Genomic DNA, 22358 nt, shown 5'->3' on the forward strand with positions numbered 1-22358 from the left:
CCGCCCCGGAGCCCGGTGCGCAGCGGCCGCCGGGCCGGGCGCGTCGCCGCTGGCCGGGCCCGCCCCCCGGTAGTATGCAGGCTTCTTCCCGACCGCCGCCCGCCGCGCCCGCCTGCATGGAACTGAAATGGCTCGAAGACTTCGTTTCGCTCGCGGAAACGCGCAGCTTTAGCCGGTCCGCCGAACTGCGGCACGTATCGCAGCCGGCGTTTTCGCGGCGCATCCAGGCGCTCGAAGCGTGGCTCGCGACCGAACTGATCGACCGTTCGGTCTATCCGACGCGGCTCACGCAGGCCGGGCAGATCTTCTACGAGCAGGCGCTGACGATGCTGTCGCAGGCGCACGAGGCGCGGACGCTGTTGCGCGGCCACGTCGGCGCGCCGGTGCCGACGATCGAGTTCGCGGTGCCGCACACGCTGTCGCTCACGTATTTCCCGCGCTGGCTGCAGCGGATCGAGGCGAAGATGGGCCAGGTCCATACGCGGCTGCGCGCGCTGAACGTGCACGATGCCGTGCTGTCGCTCGTCGAGGGCGGCTGCGATCTCGTGATGGGCTACCACCACCCGAGCCACCCGGTCGCGCTCGATCCGGCGCGCTACGACATGCTGATCCTCGGCAGCGAGCCGATCAGCCCGTTCTCGGCGCCCGGCCGCGCGGGCCGGCCGCGCCATACGCTGCCCGGCACGGCCGACGCGCGCGTGCCGTACCTGTCGTATACGCCGAACGCGTATCTCGGCCGGATGACGGAAGTCATCATCGCGAACGCGCCGACGCGGCTGTTCCTCGATCGCGTCTACGAAACCGACATGGCCGAAGGGCTGAAGGCGATGGCGCTCGCGGGGCACGGCGTCGCGTTCCTGCCGCACAGCGCGGTCGAAGACGCGGTCGCGAGCGGCCGGCTGATCCGGCTCGACCGTGCGGCGCGCGGCGGCGCGCATCCGTTCACGCTGACGATGGAGATCCGGCTGTACTGCGACAAGCTCGCGCTGCAGGGCGACGATCCGCGGCAGAAGCTCGTGCGCGCGCTGTGGGAGGTCGTGCGCGACGAACTGCGCGAGACCGCCGGTTAGCAACTGGGCAGCAGCCGGCGACTGCGCACGATCGACCGCGACCGGCTGACGGCGGGCTTGCCGCGCCTGTCGGACGGCTGTCCGGCGGCCGGTCCGTGCACGATCAACATGATTGTTCGCGGATGCGATGCACGGCCGATCGCGTGCGTTCTTGCGCAAATCGACCGCAGATTTGCGAAAAATCGCGATCATGCAAGAAACGCATAATCGAATAAGCAAACGGCATTGGATAAAAAAAACGGGTTTTTCGACAATGTGCGCACCTGTTGACCGTTGGAGCATCCATGTCTTCGCAATTGCAGTCCATCCCGTCCTACCTGCACGCCGACGATCTCGGCCCGTGGGGCAACTATCTTCAGCAAGTCGATCGCGTCGCGCCGTACCTCGGCTCGCTGTCGCGCTGGCTCGAAACGCTGAAGCGCCCGAAGCGCATCCTGATCGTCGATGTGCCCATCGAGCTCGACAACGGTACCGTCGCGCACTTCGAGGGCTATCGCGTGCAGCACAACGTGTCGCGCGGCCCGGGCAAGGGCGGCGTGCGCTACCACCAGGACGTGACGTTGTCGGAAGTGATGGCGCTGTCCGCATGGATGTCGGTGAAGAACGCGGCCGTGAACGTGCCGTACGGCGGTGCGAAGGGCGGCATCCGCGTCGACCCGCGCAAGCTGTCGCGCGGTGAGCTCGAGCGCGTGACGCGCCGCTACACCAGCGAAATCGGCATCATCATCGGCCCGAACACCGACATTCCGGCGCCGGACGTCAACACCAACGAACAGGTGATGGCGTGGATGATGGACACCTTCTCGATGAACCAGGGCCAGACGTCGACCGGCGTCGTGACCGGCAAGCCGATCGCGCTCGGCGGTTCGCTCGGCCGCAAGGAAGCGACGGGCCGCGGCGTGTTCGTCGTCGGCTGCGAAGCGGCGAAGAAGAAGGGCCTCGAGATCGAAGGCGCGCGCATCGCGGTGCAGGGCTTCGGCAACGTCGGCGGCATCGCGGCGAAGCTGTTCCAGGAAGCGGGCGCGAAGGTGATCGCGGTGCAGGATCACACGGGCACGATCTACCGGCCGGCCGGCCTCGATTCGAACAAGCTGCTCGACCACGTCGCACGCACGGGCGGCGTCGCGGGCTTCGAAGGCGCGGAGCCGATGCCGAACGACGAGTTCTGGACGGTCGAAACCGACATCCTGATCCCGGCGGCACTGGAAAACCAGATCACCGAGAAGAACGCAGCGAAGATCCGCACGAAGATCGTCGTCGAAGGCGCGAACGGCCCGACGACGACGGCGGCGGACGACATCCTGAGCGCGAACGGCGTGCTCGTGATCCCCGACGTGATCGCGAACGCGGGCGGCGTGACCGTGTCGTACTTCGAGTGGGTGCAGGATTTCTCGAGCTTCTTCTGGACGGAAGACGAGATCAACCACCGTCTCGAGCGCGTGATGCGCGAAGCGTTCGCCGGCGTGTGGGCGGTCGCGGAAGAGCACAAGGTGACGGTGCGTACGGCGGCGTTCATCGTCGCGTGCACGCGCATCCTGATGGCGCGCGAAATGCGCGGCCTCTACCCCTGATCATTGACTATGATCTAGCCATGACGCAATCCATCCGGTTGCGTGCATGAACCCTCGCGGGCGGTGCCGAATCCGGTGCCGCCCGCGCGCGCATTGGGGCGCGGAAAGGGTGCCCGGAGCCGGGAGGAAGGCGCCGGACAGCGCGATTCGTAGTTCGGTAAACAACCAGTACTTTCAAAAATATTACTTTGATACACTGGCGCGGGTTTTAGCCAAGGAGATGACCAAAATGAAATACCACAAGGCAGTCCTGATGGTCGCGGCGCTCTGCGCGTTCGCAAGCGGCGCGCATGCTCAGGAGACGGGCACGCTGAAGAAGATCAAGGACACGGGCGTAATCGCGCTGGGCCACCGCGAATCGTCGATCCCTTTCTCCTACTACGACCAGAGCCAGCAGGTGGTCGGCTATTCGCGCGACTTCCAGCTGAAGGTGGTCGACGCGGTGAAGAAGAAGCTGAACCTGCCGAACCTGCAGGTGAAGAACATCCCGGTCACGTCGCAGAACCGCATTCCGCTGGTGCAGAACGGCACGGTCGATATCGAGTGCGGCTCGACGACCAACAATACCGAGCGTCAGCAGCAGGCCGCGTTCTCCGACACGATCTTCGTGATCGGCACGCGCCTGATGACGAAGAAGGATTCGGGCGTCAAGGATTTCGCGGACCTGAAGGGCAAGACGGTCGTGACCACCGCCGGCACGACGTCGGAGCGCCTGCTGCGCAAGATGAACAACGACAAGCAGCTCGGCATGAACATCATCAGCGCGAAGGATCACGGCGACTCGTTCAACACGCTGGAATCGGGCCGCGCGGTTGCGTTCATGATGGATGACGCATTGCTCGCGGGCGAGCGCGCGAAGGCGAAGCAGCCGGGCGAGTGGGTGATCGTCGGCACGCCGCAATCGGAAGAAGCGTACGGCTGCATGATGCGCAAGGGCGACGCGGACTTCAAGAAGGTCGTCGACGACGCGATCTCGCAAGTCGAGAAGTCGGGCGAAGCCGCGAAGATCTACGCGAAGTGGTTCGAGAACCCGATCCCGCCGAAGGGGCTGAACCTGAACTTCCCGCTGTCCGATTCGATGAAGAAGCTGTACGCGAACCCGAACGACAAGGCACTCGACTGACCGCACGGCCGTTGATGCAGAAATGACGCTAATGAGACGGAAGAGGCCACGCTTCTTCCGTTTCTTTTTGCTGGAGTCTTGCCCATGTCTTACCACTGGAACTGGGGCATCTTCCTGAGCCCCGTGTCGACCGGCGAGCCGACGACTTATTTCGGATGGCTGATGTCCGGCTTCCGGGTGACGATCGAAGTGTCGCTTGCCGCCTGGGTCATCGCGCTGATCGTCGGTTCGCTGTTCGGCGTGCTGCGCACGGTGCCGAACAAATGGCTGTCCGCGATCGGTACCGCGTACGTGTCGATCTTCCGGAACATTCCGCTGATCGTGCAGTTCTTCATCTGGTATCTCGTGATACCGGAACTGCTGCCCGCATCGATCGGCACCTGGATCAAGCAGTTGCCGCCCGGCACGCAGTTCTTTACCGCGTCGATCGTCTGTCTCGGCCTGTTCACGGGCGCGCGCGTGTGCGAACAGGTGCGCTCGGGGATCAACGCGCTGCCGAAGGGCCAGCGCGCCGCCGGCCTCGCGATGGGCTTCACGCAATGGCAGACGTACCGCTACGTGCTGCTGCCCGTTGCGTACCGGATCATCGTGCCGCCGCTCACGTCGGAATTCCTGAACATCTTCAAGAACTCCGCCGTCGCGTCGACGATCGGCCTGCTCGACCTGTCCGCGCAGGCGCGCCAGCTCGTCGACTACACCGCGCAGACCTATGAGTCGTTCATCGCGGTCACGCTCGCGTACGTGCTGATCAACCTCGTCGTGATGTCGCTCATGCGCTGGATCGAAGGCCGTACGCGGCTGCCCGGCTATATCGGAGGCAAGTGATGCATCAGTTCGACTGGAGTAGTATTCCCGGCGCGCTGCCGACGCTGTGGACGGGGGCGATCGTCACGCTGCAGATCACGCTGATCGCGATCGTCGTCGGGATCGTCTGGGGCACGCTGCTGGCGCTGCTGCGGCTGTCGGGCGTCAAGCCGCTCGCGTGGTTCGCGCAGGGCTACGTGACGGTGTTCCGCTCGATCCCGCTCGTGATGGTGCTGCTGTGGTTCTTCCTGATCGTGCCGCAGCTGCTGCAGGGCGTGCTCGGGTTGTCGCCGACGATCGACATCCGCCTCGCGTCGGCGATGGTCGCGTTCTCGCTGTTCGAAGCCGCGTATTATTCCGAGATCATCCGCGCCGGCATCCAGTCCGTGCCGCGCGGGCAGGTGAACGCCGCGTTCGCGCTCGGCATGAACTACGCGCACGCAATGCGCCTCGTGATCCTGCCGCAGGCGTTCCGCGCGATGGTGCCGCTGCTGCTCACGCAGGCGATCGTCCTGTTCCAGGATACGTCGCTCGTGTACGTGATCAGTCTCGCGGACTTCTTCCGCACGGCCGCCAACGTCGGCGATCGCGACGGCACGACCGTCGAGATGGTCCTGTTCGCCGGCGCATGCTATTTCGTGATTTGCTCGTTGGCGTCTGTTGTCGTCAAGAGTCTCCAGAAAAAGGTCACACGATGATTTCCATCAAGAACGTTTCCAAGTGGTACGGCCAGTTTCAGGTTCTCACCGACTGCACGACCGAGGTCAAGAAAGGCGAAGTGGTCGTCGTGTGCGGCCCGTCGGGCTCCGGCAAGTCGACGCTGATCAAGACCGTCAACGGCCTCGAGCCGTTCCAGCAGGGCGAGATCCTCGTGAACGGCCAGTCGGTCGGCGACAAGAAGACGAACCTGTCGAAGCTGCGCTCGAAGGTCGGGATGGTGTTCCAGCATTTCGAGCTGTTCCCGCACCTGTCGATTACCGAGAACCTGACGCTCGCGCAGATCAAGGTGCTCGGCCGCGGCAAGGACGAAGCGGCCGACAAGGGCATGAAGCTGCTCGATCGCGTCGGCCTGAAGGCGCATGCGCACAAGTATCCGGGCCAGCTGTCGGGCGGTCAGCAGCAGCGTGTCGCGATCGCGCGCGCGCTGTCGATGGACCCGATCGCGATGCTGTTCGACGAACCGACGTCCGCGCTCGATCCCGAGATGATCAACGAAGTGCTCGACGTGATGGTCGAACTCGCGCAGGAAGGGATGACGATGATGGTCGTCACGCACGAGATGGGCTTCGCGAAGAAGGTCGCGCATCGCGTGATCTTCATGGACAAGGGCGCGATCGTCGAGGACGACCGCAAGGACGATTTCTTCTCGAATCCGAAATCGGAACGCGCGAAGGACTTCCTCGCGAAGATCCTGCACTGAGCGTTCGTGCATGGCGAGCGTGTCATGCGCGCCCATGAAAAAACCGCCCGGCCAAACGCCGGGCGGTTTTTTTTCGCCGGTTGCCCGTCGCCTGCCGCTGGCGGACGGGCTCCCGTCGCGGGCGTTACCAACTGTAGCGGTAGCCGACCTGCCCTGTGATGCCGCGCCGATAGTCGCCGCCTATGTTGCGCGCATATTTCACGTTCGCGTACAACTCGCCCGACTTGCCGAGGCCAGAGGTCACGCCGAGACCGAGCTCGTACCACGTGCGGCCGAGATGCGTCGCGAACGGCGTGCCGCCGACGACGGTCTGGCCCGGCGACAGGAAGTCGTGCAGCACGTCGGCCGTGAAGTACGGCGTCGCGGCGCCGCCGCCCGAGTTCGCTTCGAGGTTCGGCCGGAAGATGCGTACGCCGATGCGGCCGCGCAGCGCGTTCGTCGTCGTGCCCGACACGGCCGACACGTTGTCGTTGAACCCGTTGAGCTTCAGGTACTGGTACATCAGTTGCGCCTGCGGCTCGATCGCGATCGGCGTGCCGCCGATGCCGAACGGCTTGCCGACCTCCTGCGACAGCGCAATGCCGAAGCCGTTCTGCGACGCCTCATTGCCGTAGCTGTCGCGATAGCGGTTGCCGTAGTGCGTGACCTGCCCGACGCTGTCGAAGTACGTGCCGTCGGACAGGTACTTCGTCCAGTAGCCGCCGACGCTCTGCGCGTGCATCTCGACCGAGCCCGTCGATGTCGACAGGTTCTGCGTGTCGGCGCGCGCCATGTCGCTGAAGCTCGCGTTCGACACGCCGATACTGGCCGTCACGCCCGCATGCGTGCTGCCGCCGCCGGGTGCCTGGCCGAGCGTCCAGTCCTTGCCGAACTGCGCGAAGAACGTGCGTTCGTCGGCCGCGAAGCGGCCCGCGTTCGCATCGAGGCTCTGGCCGCCGATGCGCCCCCACACGCCGTCGCGGTTGCCGGGCTGCTGCTTCGCGAGGTTGTAGATGTCGCCCACGCGCTCGTGCAGCTTGCCGAGCGTCGAGAAGCCGTAGTCGAGGTTGAGCAACGGCGTCATCGTGTAGCCGGCGACGCCCGGACGGTAAGCGAGCGTGCCACCGCTGCCATCCCCGTTGCCATTGCCGTCGCCGCCGCCCGACGGGTGGATCGGGTCGCCGGGGTCCGTCGGATCGAGCTGCGAACGCAGGTACCAGCCGTTCGCGTCGCCCTGGCCGCCGCGATAGAGCCGGTATTCGTATGCGCCGGCCTGTACCGGGCCCGCGAGATGGAACGCCGACGCGGTGGTCGTGCCGCCGTTGGCCGTGACGACCACGGGAATCCCGTCGCCGGTCGTCTGCGCGCCGGTGCCGGCCGTGTTGGCGATCTTCAGGCCGGTCGTGCCGCTTGCGGTGCCGCCGTTCACGATCAGCCGGTCGGTCGGCGATGCATCGGCGCCGAGATACGTGTTGAGCGCGATCGTGCCGCCGTTGCCGACATAGCTGCCGGTCGTCAGCGTCTTGTAGCTGCCCGTGAGCGTCGGCGAGCCGACCGGCGCGGCGAACGCGACCAGGCCCGCGTTGTTCAGGCTGCTCAGCACCGAGCTGCCCGTCATGCGCCACGTGCTCGTGCCGTCGATCGTCAGCGCGACCGGGTCGATCGTTCCGGTCAGCGTCGTGCCGTTCGCGAGGAACACGTTGCCGGTGCTCGATGCGTCGGAGACGATGTCGCCCGCGAGGTTCACCGCCGATGCGTTGAACGTCACGTTGCTGCCGTTCGTGAGATTGAGCAGCGTGCCGTTGCCGGCCGTCACGACCGTGCCGTTGCGCACCGCGATGTCGGCCGTGCCGCCGCGCGCGGCGAATGCCGGCCCGGCGGCTGATGTCACGCTGCCGCCGTCGACGAGCACCGAGCTCGTCGCGCCGTTCGCGAGCGTGTCGGATGTCAGCACGCCGGCCGTCGCGCCCTTGAGCGTCGTGCCGGTCAACGCGAGCACGCCGCCGCTGTCCGCGGTCGCGCCGTTGCCGGCTGCGCTGGCGATCGACGATCCCGTATCGCCGATGCGGCCGCCATTTCGCGCGACGACGCCGTCGGCCGCGGCACCCGACGCGGTGACCTGCGCGCCCGATAGCAGCGCGGTCGCGCCACCGTCCATGACGATCGCGTGCGCGCCAACGCCCGTCGTCGCGACCGTCGTGCCGTTGGCCGTGAGCGTCGAATCCGCGCCCGATACGAACAGGCCGCGCGCGTTGGCGCCGGCGGTGCGGACGACCGTTGCCGCATCGGTTGCGATGCGCGCGCCCGCGCCGGTCGATGCGAGGCCGTCGGCGCCATTGCCGGTAGTTGTGACCTGCGTGCCGGACAACGCGATCGCGGTGTTCACGCCGAGGTTGCGGATCCCGCTGCCGGAGCCGCCGACCGCGATCGACGTCGCGCCGGCCGCGAGCCCGCCGCCCGATACGGTCGAGTCGATCAGCACGCCGTCGGCGCTGCCGTTCGCGACGACGGTGCCCGCGCCCGACAGCGCGACCGATGCGCCGGCACCCGTCAGGCGCACGCCCGCGATGCCGTCGTCGGCTTCGATCGAACCCGTGTTGGCAAGCGTCGCCGACGCACCCTGCACGAGCGCGCCGGTGCCGTCGGCTACGCGGATCGTCGACGCGTTGTTCACCGTGCCGAGCGTGCCGGCCACGACGCCCGTCGAGCCGGCACCCGTCAGCAGCACCGTGTCGCGGTTCTCGAGCGTGCCGAGGTTTTGCGCGACGAAGCCCGTCACGCCGGCCGTCGACGACGTGACTGCGGCGTCGTTGGTCAGCGTCGTCGCGACCGGCGCACCGGCGTTCGCGCCGGCGAGGTCGTGCGCCTGGCCGTCGACGACGCCCGCGATCGCACCGGCCGCGTTCAGGTTGATCGTCGCGCCCGCATCGATCGTGCCCTTCGCGCCGCCTTCGACCGCGATTGCGATGCCGTTCGCGCCGTTGACGTTGTAGATCGCGTTGCCGGTCGACAGCGTGGTGCCGGCGTCGGTCGCAAGCACGCCGTGCGCACGCTGGCCGTTGACGTCGGTCGTGAGGGTGCCGGCGGCCGACTGGCCCGTGTAGGTCGCGCCGCCCGCGACGCGGAACAGCGTCGAGTCGTCGGTGTCGACGCTGAGATGCCGCGCGGCGACGTTGATCTTCGAGCTCGCGCCATACGCGTAGAAGCCGATCTGGTTCGTACCCGACATGAAGGCCGGCACCGCGTTGGCGCCGACGTCGATCGTCGCGCCCGAGCGCGCGTGCACGCCGATCGCGCCGGTGCCCGTCAGGTTGAGCGCGCCGTCGAGCGTGGCTTTCGCGAGCGGCCCCTCGGCCCAGACGCCGTAGTTGCGCGTGCCCGATGCCGGATCGAGGCCGCCGGCCACGTCGATCGTGCCGGTCGACGTCACGGCCGTCGCGTTCGTGCCGGTCCCGACGACCATGATGCCGATGCCGTTCACGCCATTCAGCATGATCGTGCCCGTGTTGGTCACGGTCGCGGCGGTATCGGCCGCAAGCATGCCGACGTTCGCGAGCGGCGTGCCGGGCGCCGCGCCGTTGACGACGATCGAGCCCGCGTTGGTCAGCGTGCCGGACGACGAGCCGATGCTCGCCAGCGCGGCGCCGTTCTGCGTCTGCGAGCCGATCACGATCGTGCCGAGGTTGCTCGCGGTGCCCGATGCGCCGAGCAGGATGCCGTACGCGTGCGCGGACAGCGCGACGTCGTTCGCGGCCTCGGGCGACGCGGCATCGTACTGGGCCGCGCGGCCGAGATAGATCGTGCCGCCGGCTTCGTTCGTGAAGCTGCCGCCGGCGACGAGGCCGCCGATCACCTGGCTGTCGAGCGTCGTCGCGTTGACGCCGACGTTGATCGTGCCGGTGTTCGACCCCGTCGCGCCGCCCGTCACGGCTACCGCGTAGTTTTGCAGGTCCGGCTGGTTGCCGTCGAGCGTCCAGGCGCCGACGTTCATCACGCCGTTGTTGACGAACGTCGTGCCCGCACCGTTCGCATACACGCCGTTGCCTTCCGTGTACGCGTTGAAGCCGAAATTGCCCGGCTGCGCGCTGCCGCCCGTGTTGAAGTTGTCGCCGGACGCATAGCCGGACGAGATCGTGCCGTTGTTGACGCCGCTTGCGCCGCTCAGCAGGCGCACCAGCGTGAAGTCGCCCGACAGGCGCCCGTCGTTGATGAAGTGCGCACCGCTCTCCGCGAGGACGGCCGAACTCGAGACGATCGTGTTGGTGCCGCGGAAGTCGATCTGGCCGTCCTTGTCGATATGCAGCGTCGCGTTCGCGCCCATGCCGTGCATCGCCGACAGGAAATCGATCGGCAGCGTGTTCTTGTCGCCCGCGGACACGTTGTTCTGGTACTGGAAGGTTTGCTGCGAAAACGTGACGGCCTGGCTGAATGCGTTGTCGTAGGCGGCCTGCGAGCCGAGCGCGCCGCTTTGCACCGAGCGCACGAGAAAGTCGTTGTATGCGGCGAGCGATGCGGCGTCGGTGACCTTCCATGTGCTGCCGTCGAACGCGGCGAAGGTGCCCGCGTAGGCTGGCACGTCGAGCTGGACGTTGCCGACGGCGCCGCCGTCCGCAAGATAGTTGCCGGCAGTGAACAGGATCTGGTTGCGCGAATTCCAGTTGACGGTGCTTTTCGCGGAGCCCGTGCCGTCCGCGAGGGTAAGGTCGGTCTCCTTCGCGGCCATCGAGATCGCGTTGCCGGCTGCATCGGGCGCGTTCGACGCGTTGCCGATCGACACGTTGAGCGCGCCGCCGGTGCGGCCGACGGTGCCGATGCGCGTGTTCACATACTGATTGCCGTTCACGTCGTTGTAGACGGGCACGGTCTTCGCGCCGGCCGTCGACGCGGAAAACGCGGACGAGTTGTAGGTGGCGACCGACGTGCGGGTGCCCGTGATCGAGTCGGGCGTGCTGATGCTCTGCGTCTTGCCGCCGAGCGACAGCAGCGGCTGGTTCGGGTTGCCAGAGACGACGGTCGCGTTGCCGATCGGCGTGAGGGTGTAGCCGGGGTCGCCGCCGACGCCGGTCCATGCACCCGTCACGCCGACCGTGTCGCCTCCCGACACGGTGGTTGCGCCGGCCAGGTTGTCGTTGACGGTCGGGCTGAAGCCGCCGAGCGCGCAGGTGCCGCCGCTCGCGACGGCCGAGCCGCTGCCGCAGGTCGAGGCATACGCGGAGCCCGCCGACAGCGCGGCCAGCGCGGCGCCAAGCGCCACGACACGAAGCGGCGACGGGCGCGTTGCCGTGCGGGCGGCGCCGCGGCTTGCGCCGGATTCGCCGCCCGAGCGCTTGCCGCGCGCCCGTGCTGTTTCCGCAACCGCGACCCAGCAGCCGGCGGTTTCGCTCCATATCGATCGAAATGAGTGATTCACGACAAGCCCCTCTCTCTTTTTTTGAAGTGGTATTCACCGCGGTGCAGTGAAATCGCAATCCGCGGTGGAGTAATGGCCTGAATGGACGTGCAGCGGCCGTGGCCGTTTCTGCGCCAATCGTGATTCGTTACACCGAGGATGGGGGGGAGTCTAATGATCGGAAGGGTGGTCGATTATCAAAAAAATAATGAATGTGACAATAATGCCGATTTCATTCGGTATTTTTTGATTGTGTGATGAATCGAACTGAAAGCCTTTGTGGATAAGGGTTCGGGTGATTTTGTCAGCGTGGGCGCATGATTGCCGGATCGGTGGGGTGGCGCACGGTTCGCATCGGGGTGGTGCGTTAGAATGCGGTTTCCGGATTATATGTTCTCCGGATTTCCGGATTTATTTGTTTCGGATTTGAGTTATTTTCGCGTGGAAATTAATAAAATCAAGCGAATGTTGTGTGGCGTTGATTCGATATGCTGGAATGTAGCCCGGATGAAACGAAACCGGCACGCGGCAGGCGATTTTCCCCGACGGTGAAAGCCGTACGCATTGCGTGCGCACGAAATCGCCCGCCACGCCCGAACGTTGCGGACGACGGTCTTGCCGTGCGGGAATTGGAACGCGGGAAGGGCGCCGGCGCGCGGCGCTCAGAAGTCGATCGCGTCGTCGGAATCGTCGTCGGCGGCGGCGGCGAGCGCCTCGCGTGCGTCGCGCGGTGCCGAGGCCGACGGGTCGAGCGCCGGATTGCGCAGCTTCTCGAGCACGCGTTCGGGCACCGGGATCTGCATCCGCGCGGCGACGTCGCCGCACTGGAACATGATCAGCTCGCCCGGCTCGAACGCGGTCCAGACCTCGTTGTCGGTGAGCGGCTGCGTCGCGATCACCGCGACGCGATCCTCGGGCGTCGTGTATTTCGCGAAGTCGATCGACAGGTCTTCGTCGACGAGATGCGCGGTCGAGAACGGCCAGCGCCGCACGAGGTAGTGCAGCCGCGTCGAGCAGTGCGCGAAGAGCGCCTGGCCGTTCGACATCAGGAAGTTGAACACGCCGTGATCGGTGATGCCGCGCGTGAGCTCGCCGACGCGCTCGAACAGTTCGGGCAGCGGCGGCTGCGCGCCGGGAAATGCCTCGCGCAGCCCCTGCATCAGCACGCAGAACGCCTGTTCGCTGTCGGTCGTGCCGACCGGGTGGTAGACGCTGCCGTCCATGTTCGGCGCATAGTCCTGCAGGTCGCCGTTATGCGCGAAGATCCAGTGCCGGCCCCACAGCTCGCGCATGAACGGATGGCTGTTCTCGAGCAGGATGTGCCCTTGCGTCGCCTTGCGGATGTGCGCGATCGTGTTCTTTGACTTGATCGGGTAGCGCTTCACCATCTCGGCGATCGGCGACGTGGCCGATGCCTGGTGATCGATGAACAGGCGGCAGGCCTTGTCTTCGAAGAACGCGATGCCCCAGCCGTCGGCATGGTGATCGGTGAGCCCGCCCCGGGCCGCGAAACCTGTGAAGGAGAATGTGACGTCCGTCGGCGCGGCGCAGTTCATTCCTAGGAGTTGGCACATTTTACTTGGGGCGGCAGGCGGAAGCGGGGGGTAACGAACCGGGCGAACCCCGGTACAATGCGGCTTCTAGCATATCACCGAGCCCTGAGCGGTAAAAAGCGGATTCCGCTGGCCAAAGGCCTCGTGTTGCGGTTTGCCGTCAGTCGGCCCGCGCACGCGCGTTCCGGCCCCGCTGATGGCCAGTCCGTTCCTCACGACGCCTCCTATGACTGCCTCGAACGCTTCCTCCCCGGCGACGCTTTCGCTCGCCCGTCCCGACGACTGGCACCTGCACCTGCGAGACGGCGACATGCTGGCCGCCGTGCTGCCGCACACCGCGCGCCAGTTCGGCCGCGCGATCGTCATGCCGAACCTGAAGCCGCCGGTGACGACCACCGCACAGGCGCAGGCCTATCGCGAGCGCATCCTCGCCGCGCTGCCGGCCGGGATGACGTTCGAACCGCTGATGACGCTGTACCTGACCGACAACACGCCGCCCGATGAAATTCGCCGCGCGCGCGAAAGCGGCTTCGTGCACGGCGTGAAGCTGTATCCGGCCGGCGCTACGACGAACTCCGACCACGGCGTCACCGATCTCGCGAAATGCGCGAAGACGCTCGAGGCGATGCAGGAAGCGGGCATGCCGCTGCTCGTGCACGGCGAGGTGACCGATGCGTCGATCGACCTGTTCGACCGCGAGAAGGTCTTCATCGACCGCGTGATGACGCCGTTGCGCCGCGATTTCCCGGGCCTGAAGGTCGTGTTCGAGCACATCACGACGAAGGACGCGGCCGACTACGTGCGCGACGCCGACGCGGCGCCGGGCCTGCTCGGCGCGACGATCACCGCGCATCACCTGCTGTACAACCGCAACGCGATGTTCGTCGGCGGGATTCGCCCGCACTACTACTGCCTGCCCGTGCTCAAGCGCGAGACGCATCGCGTCGCGCTGGTCGAGGCCGCGACGTCGGGCAACCCGCGCTTCTTCCTCGGTACCGACAGCGCACCGCATGCGCGCGGCGCGAAGGAAACCGCGTGCGGTTGCGCAGGTTGCTACACGGCGCTGCACGCGCTCGAACTGTATGCGGAAGCGTTCGACCACGCCGGCGCGCTCGACAAGCTGGAAGGCTTCGCGAGCTTCTTCGGCGCCGATTTCTACGGGCTGCCGCGCAGCGCCGAGACGGTCACGCTGCGCCGCGAGGCGTGGGAACTGCCGCGCGAGATCTTCGCGGGCGACACGCCGGTCGTGCCGCTGCGCGGCGGCGAGACGATCGGCTGGAAACTCGCGTGACCGGCGCGCCGCCGCGCCAAGCCGGCCACACGGCCGGCAGCGGGGCGGCGGATTTCGCGCGGATCGACTGGTCCGCGCCGTGGCTTGCGCAGTACGCGGAGCCCGGCCGCGCCGCACAGGTGGCCGCACCGGCGGGCGATGCCGCGCTGCTCGACGCGCTGAACGGCGTTTTGCGCGACGGCGGGCGCGTCAGCGGTCGCGGCAGGCCGCTGCGGTTCGTGCCGCAGGCCGAACTGCCGCCCGGTGTCGCGTACGAGACCCATATCGCGGACACCGGCGGCGTGCCGACCCGCCACAATCTCCACGACTTCTTCAATGCGCTCGTCTGGTTCGCGTATCCGCGCATCAAGGCCGCGTTGAACGCGCGCCAGTCCGCCGCGATCGACGCGGCGGGCGGCGTCGGGCCCGTGCGCGGCACGCTGCGCGATGCGCTCACGCTGTTCGACGAGAATGCCGCGCTGTTCGTGACGGCCGACCGCGCGCTCGCCGATGCGCTGCGCGGCTTCGACTGGCCGCGGCTGCTGGTCGCCGCACGCGACGCTTGGGGCACGCGCTGCGAAGCGCGGCTCGTCGGCCATGCGCTGCTCGAGAAACTCGTCGCGCCTTACAAGTCCTGCACTGCGCACACGTGGATCGTCGAAGTGAGCGCCGACTATTTTTCGTGGCCCGACGCGCAGCGCACTGCGCATGTCGATGCGCGTGTCGCCGCCGAACTCGCGACGCGCGAGTTGACGAGCCGCGATTTCTCGCCGCTGCCGGTGCTCGGCGTCCCGGGCTGGTGCGACGCGAATGCCGACGCCGCGTTCTACGACGATCCGGCCGTATTCCGCAGCGGCCGCCGCACGCGCGCAGCCGGCGGCGGCGCACAGTGCTAGAATGCGCGTCGCAAAGCAGGCCAGGCAGTCGCGGCCTCGCCGCCTTCGGGCGCGCGGGGGCGAGGAAAGTCCGGACTCCACAGGGCAGGGTGATGGCTAACGGCCATCCGTGGCGACACGCGGAACAGGGCAACAGAAAGCAAACCGCCGATGGCCCGGCGCAAGCCGGGATCAGGTAAGGGTGAAACGGTGCGGTAAGAGCGCACCGCGGCGACGGCGACGTTCGCCGGCACGGTAACCTCCACCCGGAGCAATTCCAAGTAGGCAGGCGCGCATCTTCGGATGCAGGACGGGGCCCCCGTCTCGTCTGCGGGTAGGAAGCTTGAGCGCGTCAGCAATGGCGCGCCTAGAGGAATGGCTGCCACGCGCTGTGCGCTTCGGCGCGCAGCGTGCACAGAATCCGGCTTATCGGCCTGCTTTGCCGTTCGAATGCGAAAGGGCCGGCGTCTCCTTGCGGAGCGCCGGCCCTTTTTTCATACATGCGCGCCGTGCGTTCAGGCGGCGACGATGTCGAACGAATGCGTGAGTTCGGCCGTCTTCGCGATCATGATCGACGCGGAGCAGTACTTGTCGTGCGACAGGTTGATCGCGCGTTCGACCGTGGCCGGGTTCAGGTTGCGGCCGGTGACGGTGAAGTGGAAGTGCACCTTCGTGAACACCTTCGGGTCTTCGCTCGCGCGCTCGGCCTTCAGCGTGACCGAGCAGCCGGTGACTTCCTGGCGGCTTTTCTTCAGGATCAGCACGACGTCATAGGCCGTGCAGCCGCCGGTGCCGAGCAGCACCATTTCCATCGGGCGCGGCGCGAGGTTGTGGCCGCCGCCTTCGGGCGCGCCGTCCATCGTGACGAGATGCCCGCTTCCGGTCTGGGCGGAAAACGCCATGCCGTCCTGACCCATCCAGCTTACTTTGCATTCCATGCTTGCACTCCAGCGTTGCCTGATTCGGATTCGATCCGGCATTGTAGCCCGCAGCGCTTCGGTCGGCTGATGCGGTGCACGACGTGCAGTACCGGAGCCGCGCAAGCGGCGCGCAACAGCGTGCCGAACGGCGATTTCCCTGCTGGTTTTAGGGGTTTTACTCTAGGTGCGGGCTATTTTTGCTCACCCTGGTAGAAGTCATGTGGTTGATTTTAAATAAGAAATTGAATTTTTCTGTCGGTCGTTCGAAATTTCGCATTATGGTTATTGATTTCGCAATGCAAATTTTCTTGTGAAGCCGGCGGCACGTTCGTATAATGAGCCTCATTGGTTGTCGCGCTGCGGCAACCTCCGAATGTCTCCTCCACCCTCCTCCTAAGGTGGATTAAGCCCGAACCAGCCGTTCGGGCTTTTTTTCGTCCCATGCAAACATCGGCGCGCGGCTTGCGCGCCCTGGCATCCCCCGGCATCCATTACGCAGGCTGCCGTGCGGCCGGCTGCGATGTCGCGTCGGGCAGCGTGCCGCGCAAGCGTGCGTCGGGTGCCGGCGCGGTCACGGCCGACGCATGGCCGTGGCCGCGTGCGCAGAAGTGGCGGACGCGTTCGCGCACCGCACGCAGGCGGGCGACGCGATCCTCGGCATGGGCGGTCCGGGCTTCGGCAATGCGCGCATCGAGCGCGTCGAGCTTGGCTTCGCAGCCGGCCTGGGCGGCGACGGCAGGCACCGCGGCGGCCAGCAGCGCGGCCGCGAAGAAGGGCGTAAGTCGTTGTTTCATCATGCTTGTTTGTTGTTTTCCGGGTTCGGCTGGTCTGGCGCGGCAAGGTCATGTGCCGCGCGTCGATGGGTGCCTCCCCGGGCGCTCGGATCGCCTGGCTTGTCGGGGCACGACCGAATTTTCGCCCATTTCGGGCGCCGCGCACACGGGGCGAGGATTCCCTTTGACCGCGTTGCCGTATTTCCTTTATAATTCAGGGCTTTTCCGCATTCATGCCCACGGAAAAAGAACAGGGAGAGCCTGCACCGCGCCTCGAAGCGCACACAGACAAGCAGGAAGAACACATCGGGCAAAGCATTTTTTTTGGATCGATCATGAAGACGTTTTCCGCAAAAGCCCATGAGGTGACGCGCGAATGGTACGTGATTGACGCGACGGATAAGGTTCTCGGCCGTGTTGCCAGCGAAGTGGCACGCCGTCTGCGCGGCAAGCACAAGCCTGAGTTCACCCCGCACGTCGACACTGGTGATTTCATCATCATCATCAACGCGAGCAAGTTGAAGGTCACGGGCAACAAGACGCTGGACAAGAAGTACTACCGTCACTCGGGCTACCCGGGCGGTATCTATGAAACGACGTTCGGCAAGATGCAGGAACGCTTCCCGGGCCGCGCGCTCGAGAAGGCGGTCAAGGGCATGCTGCCGAAGGGCCCGCTCGGCTACGCGATGATCAAGAAGCTGAAGGTCTACGCAGAAGCGACGCATCCGCATTCGGCTCAACAGCCGAAGGCGCTCGAGATCTAAGGGGACCCACATGATCGGTAACTGGAACTACGGTACGGGCCGCCGCAAGAGCGCAGTCGCACGTGTCTTCATCAAGGCTGGCAAGGGCGACATCATTGTCAACGGCAAGCCCATCGCTGACTACTTCTCGCGCGAAACGTCGCTGATGATCGTGCGTCAACCGCTGGAACTCACGAACCACGGCCAGACGTTCGACATCAAGGTGAACGTGAACGGCGGCGGTGAAACGGGTCAGGCAGGCGCAGTGCGCCACGGCATCACCCGTGCACTGATCGACTACGATGCGACGCTGAAGCCGTCGCTGTCGAGCGCAGGCTTCGTGACGCGCGATGCGCGTGAAGTCGAGCGTAAGAAGGTCGGTCTGCGCAAGGCACGCCGCGCCAAGCAGTTCTCGAAGCGTTAATTCCGCTTCATGGCCGCGCCGCTTCCGGGCGGCGTCCGCCGGAAAAACCGCCAGCTTTCGCGCTGGCGGTTTTTTTTATGCCTGCTGCCAGGCCCGTGCTGCGGCGGCTCGCACGGGTACGTTTGATGAAATCGACAAGAACCTATTGATTTCATGGACTTCAGCACGATCTTCTGATCGGCCCTACAATAGCGGCTAAAGCTTCTTGGAGAGTTCGCAATGAACGCTGTTACCGAATCCGCAGCAACGACGACCGAAATGCCGCTTCCGTTCGTCTTCACCGACGCCGCGGCCGACAAGGTCAAGCAACTGATCGACGAAGAGGGCAATCCCGACCTGAAGCTGCGCGTGTTCGTGCAGGGTGGCGGCTGCTCCGGCTTCCAGTATGGCTTCACGTTCGACGAGGAAGTCAACGAGGACGACACCGTGATGAACAAGAACGGTGTCCAGCTCCTGATCGACTCGATGAGCTACCAGTACCTGGTTGGCGCCGAGATCGACTACAAGGACGACCTCAACGGCGCCCAGTTCGTGATCAAGAACCCGAACGCGACCACCACCTGCGGGTGCGGTTCGTCGTTCTCGGTCTGAGCGCACGACAGATCAGCGCCGGTTCGCCGGAATGAAAAACGGGGCTTCATGCCCCGTTTTTTTATGTCCGTGCGCGGCGCCTGCCGGGCGGCAGGCTTTGCGTCAGCCCGGATAGAGCGCGCCGAGCACGCGGTTGCCGGCCGCACCGGTGACCGTCGCGAGATTGCCGGGCTGGCGCGCGGTGAAGCGGTACGCGAGCCACGCGAACGCGAGCGCCTCGACCTGTTGCGGCGGCACGCCGAGCGCGGCCGTCGTATCGACCGTGGCCGGCACGCCGGCCTCGCGCAGCGCGTGCCGGAGCGCGTCGAGCAGCACCGGATTGCGCGCACCGCCGCCGCACACGAAGACGGCCTTGCAGCCGGGTGCGTGCTGCGCGATCTCGCGTGCGACCGAGACCGCGGTGAGCGCCGTGAGGGTCGCCTGCACGTCCTCCGGCGCGACTTGCGCGAACGCGGCGAGCTTCGCGTCGAGCCACGCGGGATTGAACAGGTCGCGTCCGGTGCTTTTCGGCGGCGGCGCGGCGAAATACGGTTCGTCGAGCAGCGCGTCGAGCAGCGGCACGTGTACGGTGCCGCGCGCGGCGAATTTGCCGCCGTCGTCGTAAGGCTTGCCCAGATGGCGGGTCGCCCACGCGTCGATCAGCGCATTCGCGGGACCGCAGTCGAAGCCGCGCACGTCGCCGCCTTCGCCGGGCAGGATCGTGATGTTGCTGATCCCGCCCAGATTGCAGACGACGCGCGTCTCGCCCGGCGCACCGAACACCGTCGCATGGAACGCCGGCGCGAGCGGCGGGGCGGGGGGGGCGGGGGGCCCGCGGGCGCCCACGTCGCGGCTGCGGAAATCGGCGATCACATCGACATGGGTCAGCTCGGCGAGCAGCGCCGGGTTGTTGAGTTGCCGCGTATAGCCGCGCTCGGGGCGATGGCGCACCGTCTGGCCGTGCACGCCGATCGCGCGGATCTCGTCGCGCGACAGCCCTGCGGTGCGCTGCAATTCGTGGCAGCACACCGCGTAGCGCGTGACGAGCGCGTTCGCCGCGAGCGATTCGCGGTCGATCTCGTTGTCGCCGGGTTGCTGCAGCGCGAACAGCGCGTCGCGCAGCGATTGCGCGAAGCCGACGAACGCTTCCGCGAGCACGGCCGGCGCCTTGCCGGCCTCGAAACGCACGGCGACGCCGTCGACGCCGTCCATGCTGGTTCCCGACATCAGCCCGAAGTAGATGCCGTCTGCCGGATGGACGTTTTGCGGCTGTCGTTGCGGCACGTTGGGTTCTCCTGGATCGTACGGCGCGGGCCCGTGCCGCGCACCTTGCGCCCGATTATCCGCGCAACGTGACGCGCCGTTAAGCGATGCGCGCGCAAGTTATGGGAAAATCCCTGTTTTTGCGACATTCTTCCTGGCACCGATGAGCACCGAACCCAGTTCCAAGCCCGTTTTCCCGATCACCGACGAAGTCCGGCATGCGCTCGCCGTCACGAAGCGCGGCGTCGACGAGCTGCTGATCGAGGAAGAGTTCGCGCAGAAGCTCGCGCGCAGCGCGGCCACCGGCACGCCGCTTCGCATCAAGCTCGGCCTCGACCCGACCGCGCCCGACATCCACATCGGCCACACGGTCGTGCTGAACAAGATGCGTCAGCTGCAGGACCTCGGCCACACGGTGATCTTCCTGATCGGCGATTTCACGTCGCTGATCGGCGATCCGTCGGGCCGCAACGCGACGCGCCCGCCGCTCACGCGCGAGCAGATCGAGTCGAACGCGAAGACCTACTTCGAGCAGGCCGCACTCGTGCTCGATCGCGAAAAGACCGAGATCCGCTACAACAGCGAATGGTCGATGCCGCTCGGCGCGGACGGGATGATCAAGCTCGCGTCGCGCTACACGGTCGCGCGGATCCTCGAGCGCGAGGACTTCACGAAGCGCTTCCAGGGCGGCGTGCCGATCTCGATCCATGAATTCCTGTACCCGCTGATGCAGGGCTACGATTCGGTCGCGCTGAACGCCGATCTCGAACTCGGCGGCACCGACCAGAAGTTCAACCTGCTGGTCGGCCGCGAACTGCAGAAGCAGTACGGCCAGGAACAGCAGTGCATCCTGACGATGCCGCTGCTCGAAGGCCTCGACGGCGTCGAGAAGATGTCGAAGTCGAAGGGCAACTACGTCGGCATCAGCGAGAAGCCGACCGACATGTTCGGCAAGCTGATGAGCATCTCGGACACGCTGATGTGGCGTTACTTCGAACTGCTGTCGTTCCGCAGCATGGACGAGATCATCGGCTTCAAGCGCGAAGCCGAAGGCGGCCGTAACCCGCGCGACTTCAAGGTGCTGCTCGCGCAGGAAATCGTCGCGCGCTTCCATTCGCAGGCCGACGCCGAGCGTGCGCTCGAAGACTTCAACCACCGCGCGAAGGGCGGCGTGCCGGACGACATTCCGTCGGTCACGCTCGCGGGCGCACCGCTGGCGATCGGCCAGTTGCTGAAGCAGGCCGGCCTCGTGCCGTCGACGAGCGAAGCGCTGCGCAACATCGAGCAGGGCGGCGTGAAGATCGACGGCGCGACCGTGTCGGACAAGGGCCTGAAGGTCGAGGCCGGCGAGTTCGTCGTGCAGGTCGGCAAGCGCCGCTTCGCGCGCGTCACGCTGACCGCATGATCGCGCTGATCCAGCGCGTGAAGCGCGCCGACGTGCGCGTCGGCGACCGCACGACGGGCGAGATCGGCGCGGGCCTGCTCGCGCTGGTCTGCGCGGAGCGCGGCGACACCGACGCGGCGGCCGACAAGCTGCTGGCGAAGATGCTCGGCTACCGCGTGTTCAGCGACGCGGCCGGCAAGATGAATCTCCCGGTGTCGAATATCGACGGCGCGGGTCGCGCAGGCGGCCTGCTGCTCGTGTCGCAGTTCACGCTGGCGGCCGATACCAACAGCGGGTTGCGCCCGAGCTTCACGCCGGCCGCGCCGCCCGATGAAGGCGCGCGGCTGTTCGACTATTTCGTCGCGGCCGCGCGGGCGCGCCATCCCGTCGTCGAGACGGGCGAGTTCGGCGCCGACATGCAGGTGTCGCTCGTCAACGACGGCCCCGTGACGTTCTGGCTGCAAGTGCGGCCCTGATGCTTCCCCGGAGACGCGCCGCGATGGCCACCACGCAGATTCTTTTCATCCGCCATGGCGAGACGGCCTGGAACCGCATCAAGCGCATCCAGGGGCATATCGACATCCCGCTGGCCGATTCGGGGCTCGCGCAGGCGCAGCGACTGGCCGCGCGGCTCGAGCGAGAGGCGCGCGAGGGTGCGCGGCTCGACGCGGTTTATTCGAGCGACCTGATGCGCGCGCAGCAGACCGCGCAACCCTTTGCCGATGCGCTCGGGCTGCCGCTGCAGTTGCGGGACGGGTTGCGCGAACGCTCGTACGGCGCATTCCAGGGGCACGACAGCACCGAGATCGAGGCGCTGTTTCCGGACGCGTATGCGGCCTGGCAGACGCGCGATCCGGGCTTCGCGCCGGAAGGCGGCGAGTCGCAGCGCGCGTTCTATCACCGCGTGCTGCATGCGCTCGAGCCGATCGTCGCCGCGCATCCGGGCGGCCGGATCGCGTGCGTCGCGCATGGCGGCGTGCTCGATTGCGTGTACCGTTTTGCGAACGGTCTGGATCTGTCGGCGCCGCGCAACTACCAACTGCTCAACACCAGCATCAACGTCGTCGATTACGTGGATGGCCGCGCGCAGGTCGTGCAGTGGGCCGACGTGTCGCACCTGGACGCCGACAGCGACGACGACGGTTATCGCAAGGTGCTCTGAGCACGCGGGGCCGGCCGGCATGGCCGGCCGGGATTCCCCTGAAGGGCGGAACGGCCAGCACGTGC

The 22358-nt window shown here is 66.4% G+C and carries 19 protein-coding genes and 1 other RNA gene; 15 read left to right on the forward strand and 5 right to left on the reverse strand.

Going from position 1 to position 22358, the window contains the following annotated elements; genetic code table 11:
- The first annotated feature begins 116 nt into the window (after window positions 1–116).
- From ACPUER_RS24925 to ACPUER_RS24950, 6 genes are all read left to right on the forward strand, one after another.
- Complete coding sequence (locus ACPUER_RS24925; protein WP_175963080.1) at window positions 117–1070, forward strand: LysR substrate-binding domain-containing protein; 954 nt, start codon at window positions 117–119, stop codon at window positions 1068–1070.
- A gap of 284 nt (window positions 1071–1354) precedes the next feature.
- Window positions 1355–2641, forward strand: a complete 1287-nt coding sequence (locus ACPUER_RS24930; protein WP_034182728.1) for a Glu/Leu/Phe/Val family dehydrogenase — start codon at window positions 1355–1357, stop codon at window positions 2639–2641.
- Window positions 2642–2870: 229 nt separating this feature from the next.
- Window positions 2871–3764, forward strand: a complete 894-nt coding sequence (locus tag ACPUER_RS24935; protein WP_175963079.1) for a glutamate/aspartate ABC transporter substrate-binding protein — start codon at window positions 2871–2873, stop codon at window positions 3762–3764.
- A gap of 84 nt (window positions 3765–3848) precedes the next feature.
- Window positions 3849–4589: an amino acid ABC transporter permease gene (locus ACPUER_RS24940; protein ID WP_034182729.1), complete on the forward strand. Its 741-nt coding sequence runs from the start codon at window positions 3849–3851 to the stop codon at window positions 4587–4589.
- On the forward strand, window positions 4589–5266 hold the full coding sequence (gltK, locus tag ACPUER_RS24945) for a glutamate/aspartate ABC transporter permease GltK (RefSeq protein ID WP_310138273.1): 678 nt from the start codon (window positions 4589–4591) through the stop codon (window positions 5264–5266). The genes ACPUER_RS24940 and gltK overlap by 1 nt, the downstream gene beginning before the upstream one ends.
- Window positions 5263–5988, forward strand: coding sequence for an amino acid ABC transporter ATP-binding protein (locus ACPUER_RS24950; protein WP_034182731.1), 726 nt, complete (start codon window positions 5263–5265; stop codon window positions 5986–5988). Before gltK ends, ACPUER_RS24950 begins: the two co-directional genes overlap by 4 nt.
- Before the next feature lie 124 nt (window positions 5989–6112).
- Here the strand turns inward: ACPUER_RS24950 and ACPUER_RS24955 are convergent, their stop codons facing one another.
- Window positions 6113–11377, reverse strand: a complete 5265-nt coding sequence (locus tag ACPUER_RS24955) for an autotransporter outer membrane beta-barrel domain-containing protein (protein ID WP_425132400.1) — start codon at window positions 11375–11377, stop codon at window positions 6113–6115.
- A 641-nt stretch (window positions 11378–12018) separates the two neighbouring features.
- Complete coding sequence (locus ACPUER_RS24960; protein ID WP_425132401.1) at window positions 12019–12930, reverse strand: class II glutamine amidotransferase; 912 nt, start codon at window positions 12928–12930, stop codon at window positions 12019–12021.
- A 205-nt stretch (window positions 12931–13135) separates the two neighbouring features.
- Between ACPUER_RS24960 and pyrC the strand changes: the two genes are divergently transcribed.
- From pyrC to rnpB, 3 genes are all read left to right on the forward strand, one after another.
- Complete coding sequence (gene pyrC, locus ACPUER_RS24965) at window positions 13136–14200, forward strand: dihydroorotase (RefSeq protein WP_072436318.1); 1065 nt, start codon at window positions 13136–13138, stop codon at window positions 14198–14200.
- Entirely contained in the window at window positions 14197–15075 is an 879-nt protein-coding gene (locus tag ACPUER_RS24970) for a DUF3025 domain-containing protein (protein ID WP_425132402.1), read from the forward strand. Before pyrC ends, ACPUER_RS24970 begins: the two co-directional genes overlap by 4 nt.
- A 12-nt stretch (window positions 15076–15087) precedes the next feature.
- Window positions 15088–15499: RNase P RNA component class A (gene rnpB / locus ACPUER_RS24975), an RNA gene on the forward strand.
- A 70-nt stretch (window positions 15500–15569) separates the two neighbouring features.
- Here the strand turns inward: rnpB and ACPUER_RS24980 are convergent.
- Entirely contained in the window at window positions 15570–16034 is a 465-nt protein-coding gene (locus ACPUER_RS24980; protein WP_072436316.1) for an OsmC family protein, read from the reverse strand.
- Window positions 16035–16465: 431 nt separating this feature from the next.
- A complete protein-coding gene (locus ACPUER_RS24985) occupies window positions 16466–16771 on the reverse strand; it encodes a DUF1090 family protein (RefSeq protein ID WP_175963074.1) in 306 nt (101 codons plus the stop codon).
- Between the two features lie 311 nt (window positions 16772–17082).
- Here ACPUER_RS24985 and rplM point away from each other — a divergent pair, with 311 nt between their 5' ends.
- The 3 genes from rplM (at window position 17083) to erpA (ending at window position 18505) form a co-directional block, all read left to right on the forward strand.
- Complete coding sequence (gene rplM / locus ACPUER_RS24990) at window positions 17083–17511, forward strand: 50S ribosomal protein L13 (protein WP_009687896.1); 429 nt, start codon at window positions 17083–17085, stop codon at window positions 17509–17511.
- A 10-nt stretch (window positions 17512–17521) separates the two neighbouring features.
- Window positions 17522–17914: a 30S ribosomal protein S9 gene (gene rpsI / locus ACPUER_RS24995; RefSeq protein WP_006476904.1), complete on the forward strand. Its 393-nt coding sequence runs from the start codon at window positions 17522–17524 to the stop codon at window positions 17912–17914.
- Between the two features lie 219 nt (window positions 17915–18133).
- Entirely contained in the window at window positions 18134–18505 is a 372-nt protein-coding gene (gene erpA / locus ACPUER_RS25000; RefSeq protein ID WP_072436314.1) for an iron-sulfur cluster insertion protein ErpA, read from the forward strand.
- 102 nt (window positions 18506–18607) lie between these two features.
- Here the strand turns inward: erpA and ACPUER_RS25005 are convergent, their stop codons facing one another.
- Window positions 18608–19768 (reverse strand): anhydro-N-acetylmuramic acid kinase, encoded by a 1161-nt coding sequence (locus tag ACPUER_RS25005; RefSeq protein ID WP_425132403.1) that lies wholly within the window; start codon window positions 19766–19768, stop codon window positions 18608–18610.
- A 142-nt stretch (window positions 19769–19910) separates the two neighbouring features.
- Between ACPUER_RS25005 and tyrS the strand changes: the two genes are divergently transcribed.
- The 3 genes from tyrS to ACPUER_RS25020 are packed head-to-tail and all read left to right on the forward strand — an operon-like array spanning window position 19911 to window position 22293.
- Entirely contained in the window at window positions 19911–21152 is a 1242-nt protein-coding gene (gene tyrS, locus ACPUER_RS25010; RefSeq protein ID WP_425132404.1) for a tyrosine--tRNA ligase, read from the forward strand.
- Entirely contained in the window at window positions 21149–21607 is a 459-nt protein-coding gene (gene dtd, locus ACPUER_RS25015) for a D-aminoacyl-tRNA deacylase (protein ID WP_034182741.1), read from the forward strand. Before tyrS ends, dtd begins: the two co-directional genes overlap by 4 nt.
- A gap of 23 nt (window positions 21608–21630) precedes the next feature.
- Window positions 21631–22293, forward strand: coding sequence for a histidine phosphatase family protein (locus ACPUER_RS25020; RefSeq protein WP_425132405.1), 663 nt, complete (start codon window positions 21631–21633; stop codon window positions 22291–22293).
- Window positions 22294–22358: the final 65 nt, after the last annotated feature.

The organism is Burkholderia sp. DN3021, assembly GCF_049805555.1.
Taxonomy (GTDB): Bacteria; Pseudomonadota; Gammaproteobacteria; order Burkholderiales; family Burkholderiaceae; genus Burkholderia; species Burkholderia pyrrocinia_C.

Bases quoted from the DNA above. Each gene is read 5' to 3' on its own strand.
- ACPUER_RS24925 (WP_175963080.1), top strand. From the start codon at position 117: ATGGAACTGAAATGGCTCGAAGACTTCGTTTCGCTCGCGGAAACGCGC.
- ACPUER_RS24930 (WP_034182728.1), top strand. From the start codon at position 1,355: ATGTCTTCGCAATTGCAGTCCATCCCGTCCTACCTGCACGCCGACGAT.
- ACPUER_RS24935 (WP_175963079.1), top strand. From the start codon at position 2,871: ATGAAATACCACAAGGCAGTCCTGATGGTCGCGGCGCTCTGCGCGTTC.
- ACPUER_RS24940 (WP_034182729.1), top strand. From the start codon at position 3,849: ATGTCTTACCACTGGAACTGGGGCATCTTCCTGAGCCCCGTGTCGACC.
- gltK (WP_310138273.1), top strand. From the start codon at position 4,589: ATGCATCAGTTCGACTGGAGTAGTATTCCCGGCGCGCTGCCGACGCTG.
- ACPUER_RS24950 (WP_034182731.1), top strand. From the start codon at position 5,263: ATGATTTCCATCAAGAACGTTTCCAAGTGGTACGGCCAGTTTCAGGTT.
- ACPUER_RS24960 (WP_425132401.1), bottom strand. From the start codon at position 12,930: ATGTGCCAACTCCTAGGAATGAACTGCGCCGCGCCGACGGACGTCACA.
- pyrC (WP_072436318.1), top strand. From the start codon at position 13,136: ATGACTGCCTCGAACGCTTCCTCCCCGGCGACGCTTTCGCTCGCCCGT.
- ACPUER_RS24980 (WP_072436316.1), bottom strand. From the start codon at position 16,034: ATGCCGGATCGAATCCGAATCAGGCAACGCTGGAGTGCAAGCATGGAA.
- ACPUER_RS24985 (WP_175963074.1), bottom strand. From the start codon at position 16,771: ATGATGAAACAACGACTTACGCCCTTCTTCGCGGCCGCGCTGCTGGCC.
- rplM (WP_009687896.1), top strand. From the start codon at position 17,083: ATGAAGACGTTTTCCGCAAAAGCCCATGAGGTGACGCGCGAATGGTAC.
- rpsI (WP_006476904.1), top strand. From the start codon at position 17,522: ATGATCGGTAACTGGAACTACGGTACGGGCCGCCGCAAGAGCGCAGTC.
- erpA (WP_072436314.1), top strand. From the start codon at position 18,134: ATGAACGCTGTTACCGAATCCGCAGCAACGACGACCGAAATGCCGCTT.
- tyrS (WP_425132404.1), top strand. From the start codon at position 19,911: ATGAGCACCGAACCCAGTTCCAAGCCCGTTTTCCCGATCACCGACGAA.
- dtd (WP_034182741.1), top strand. From the start codon at position 21,149: ATGATCGCGCTGATCCAGCGCGTGAAGCGCGCCGACGTGCGCGTCGGC.
- ACPUER_RS25020 (WP_425132405.1), top strand. From the start codon at position 21,631: ATGGCCACCACGCAGATTCTTTTCATCCGCCATGGCGAGACGGCCTGG.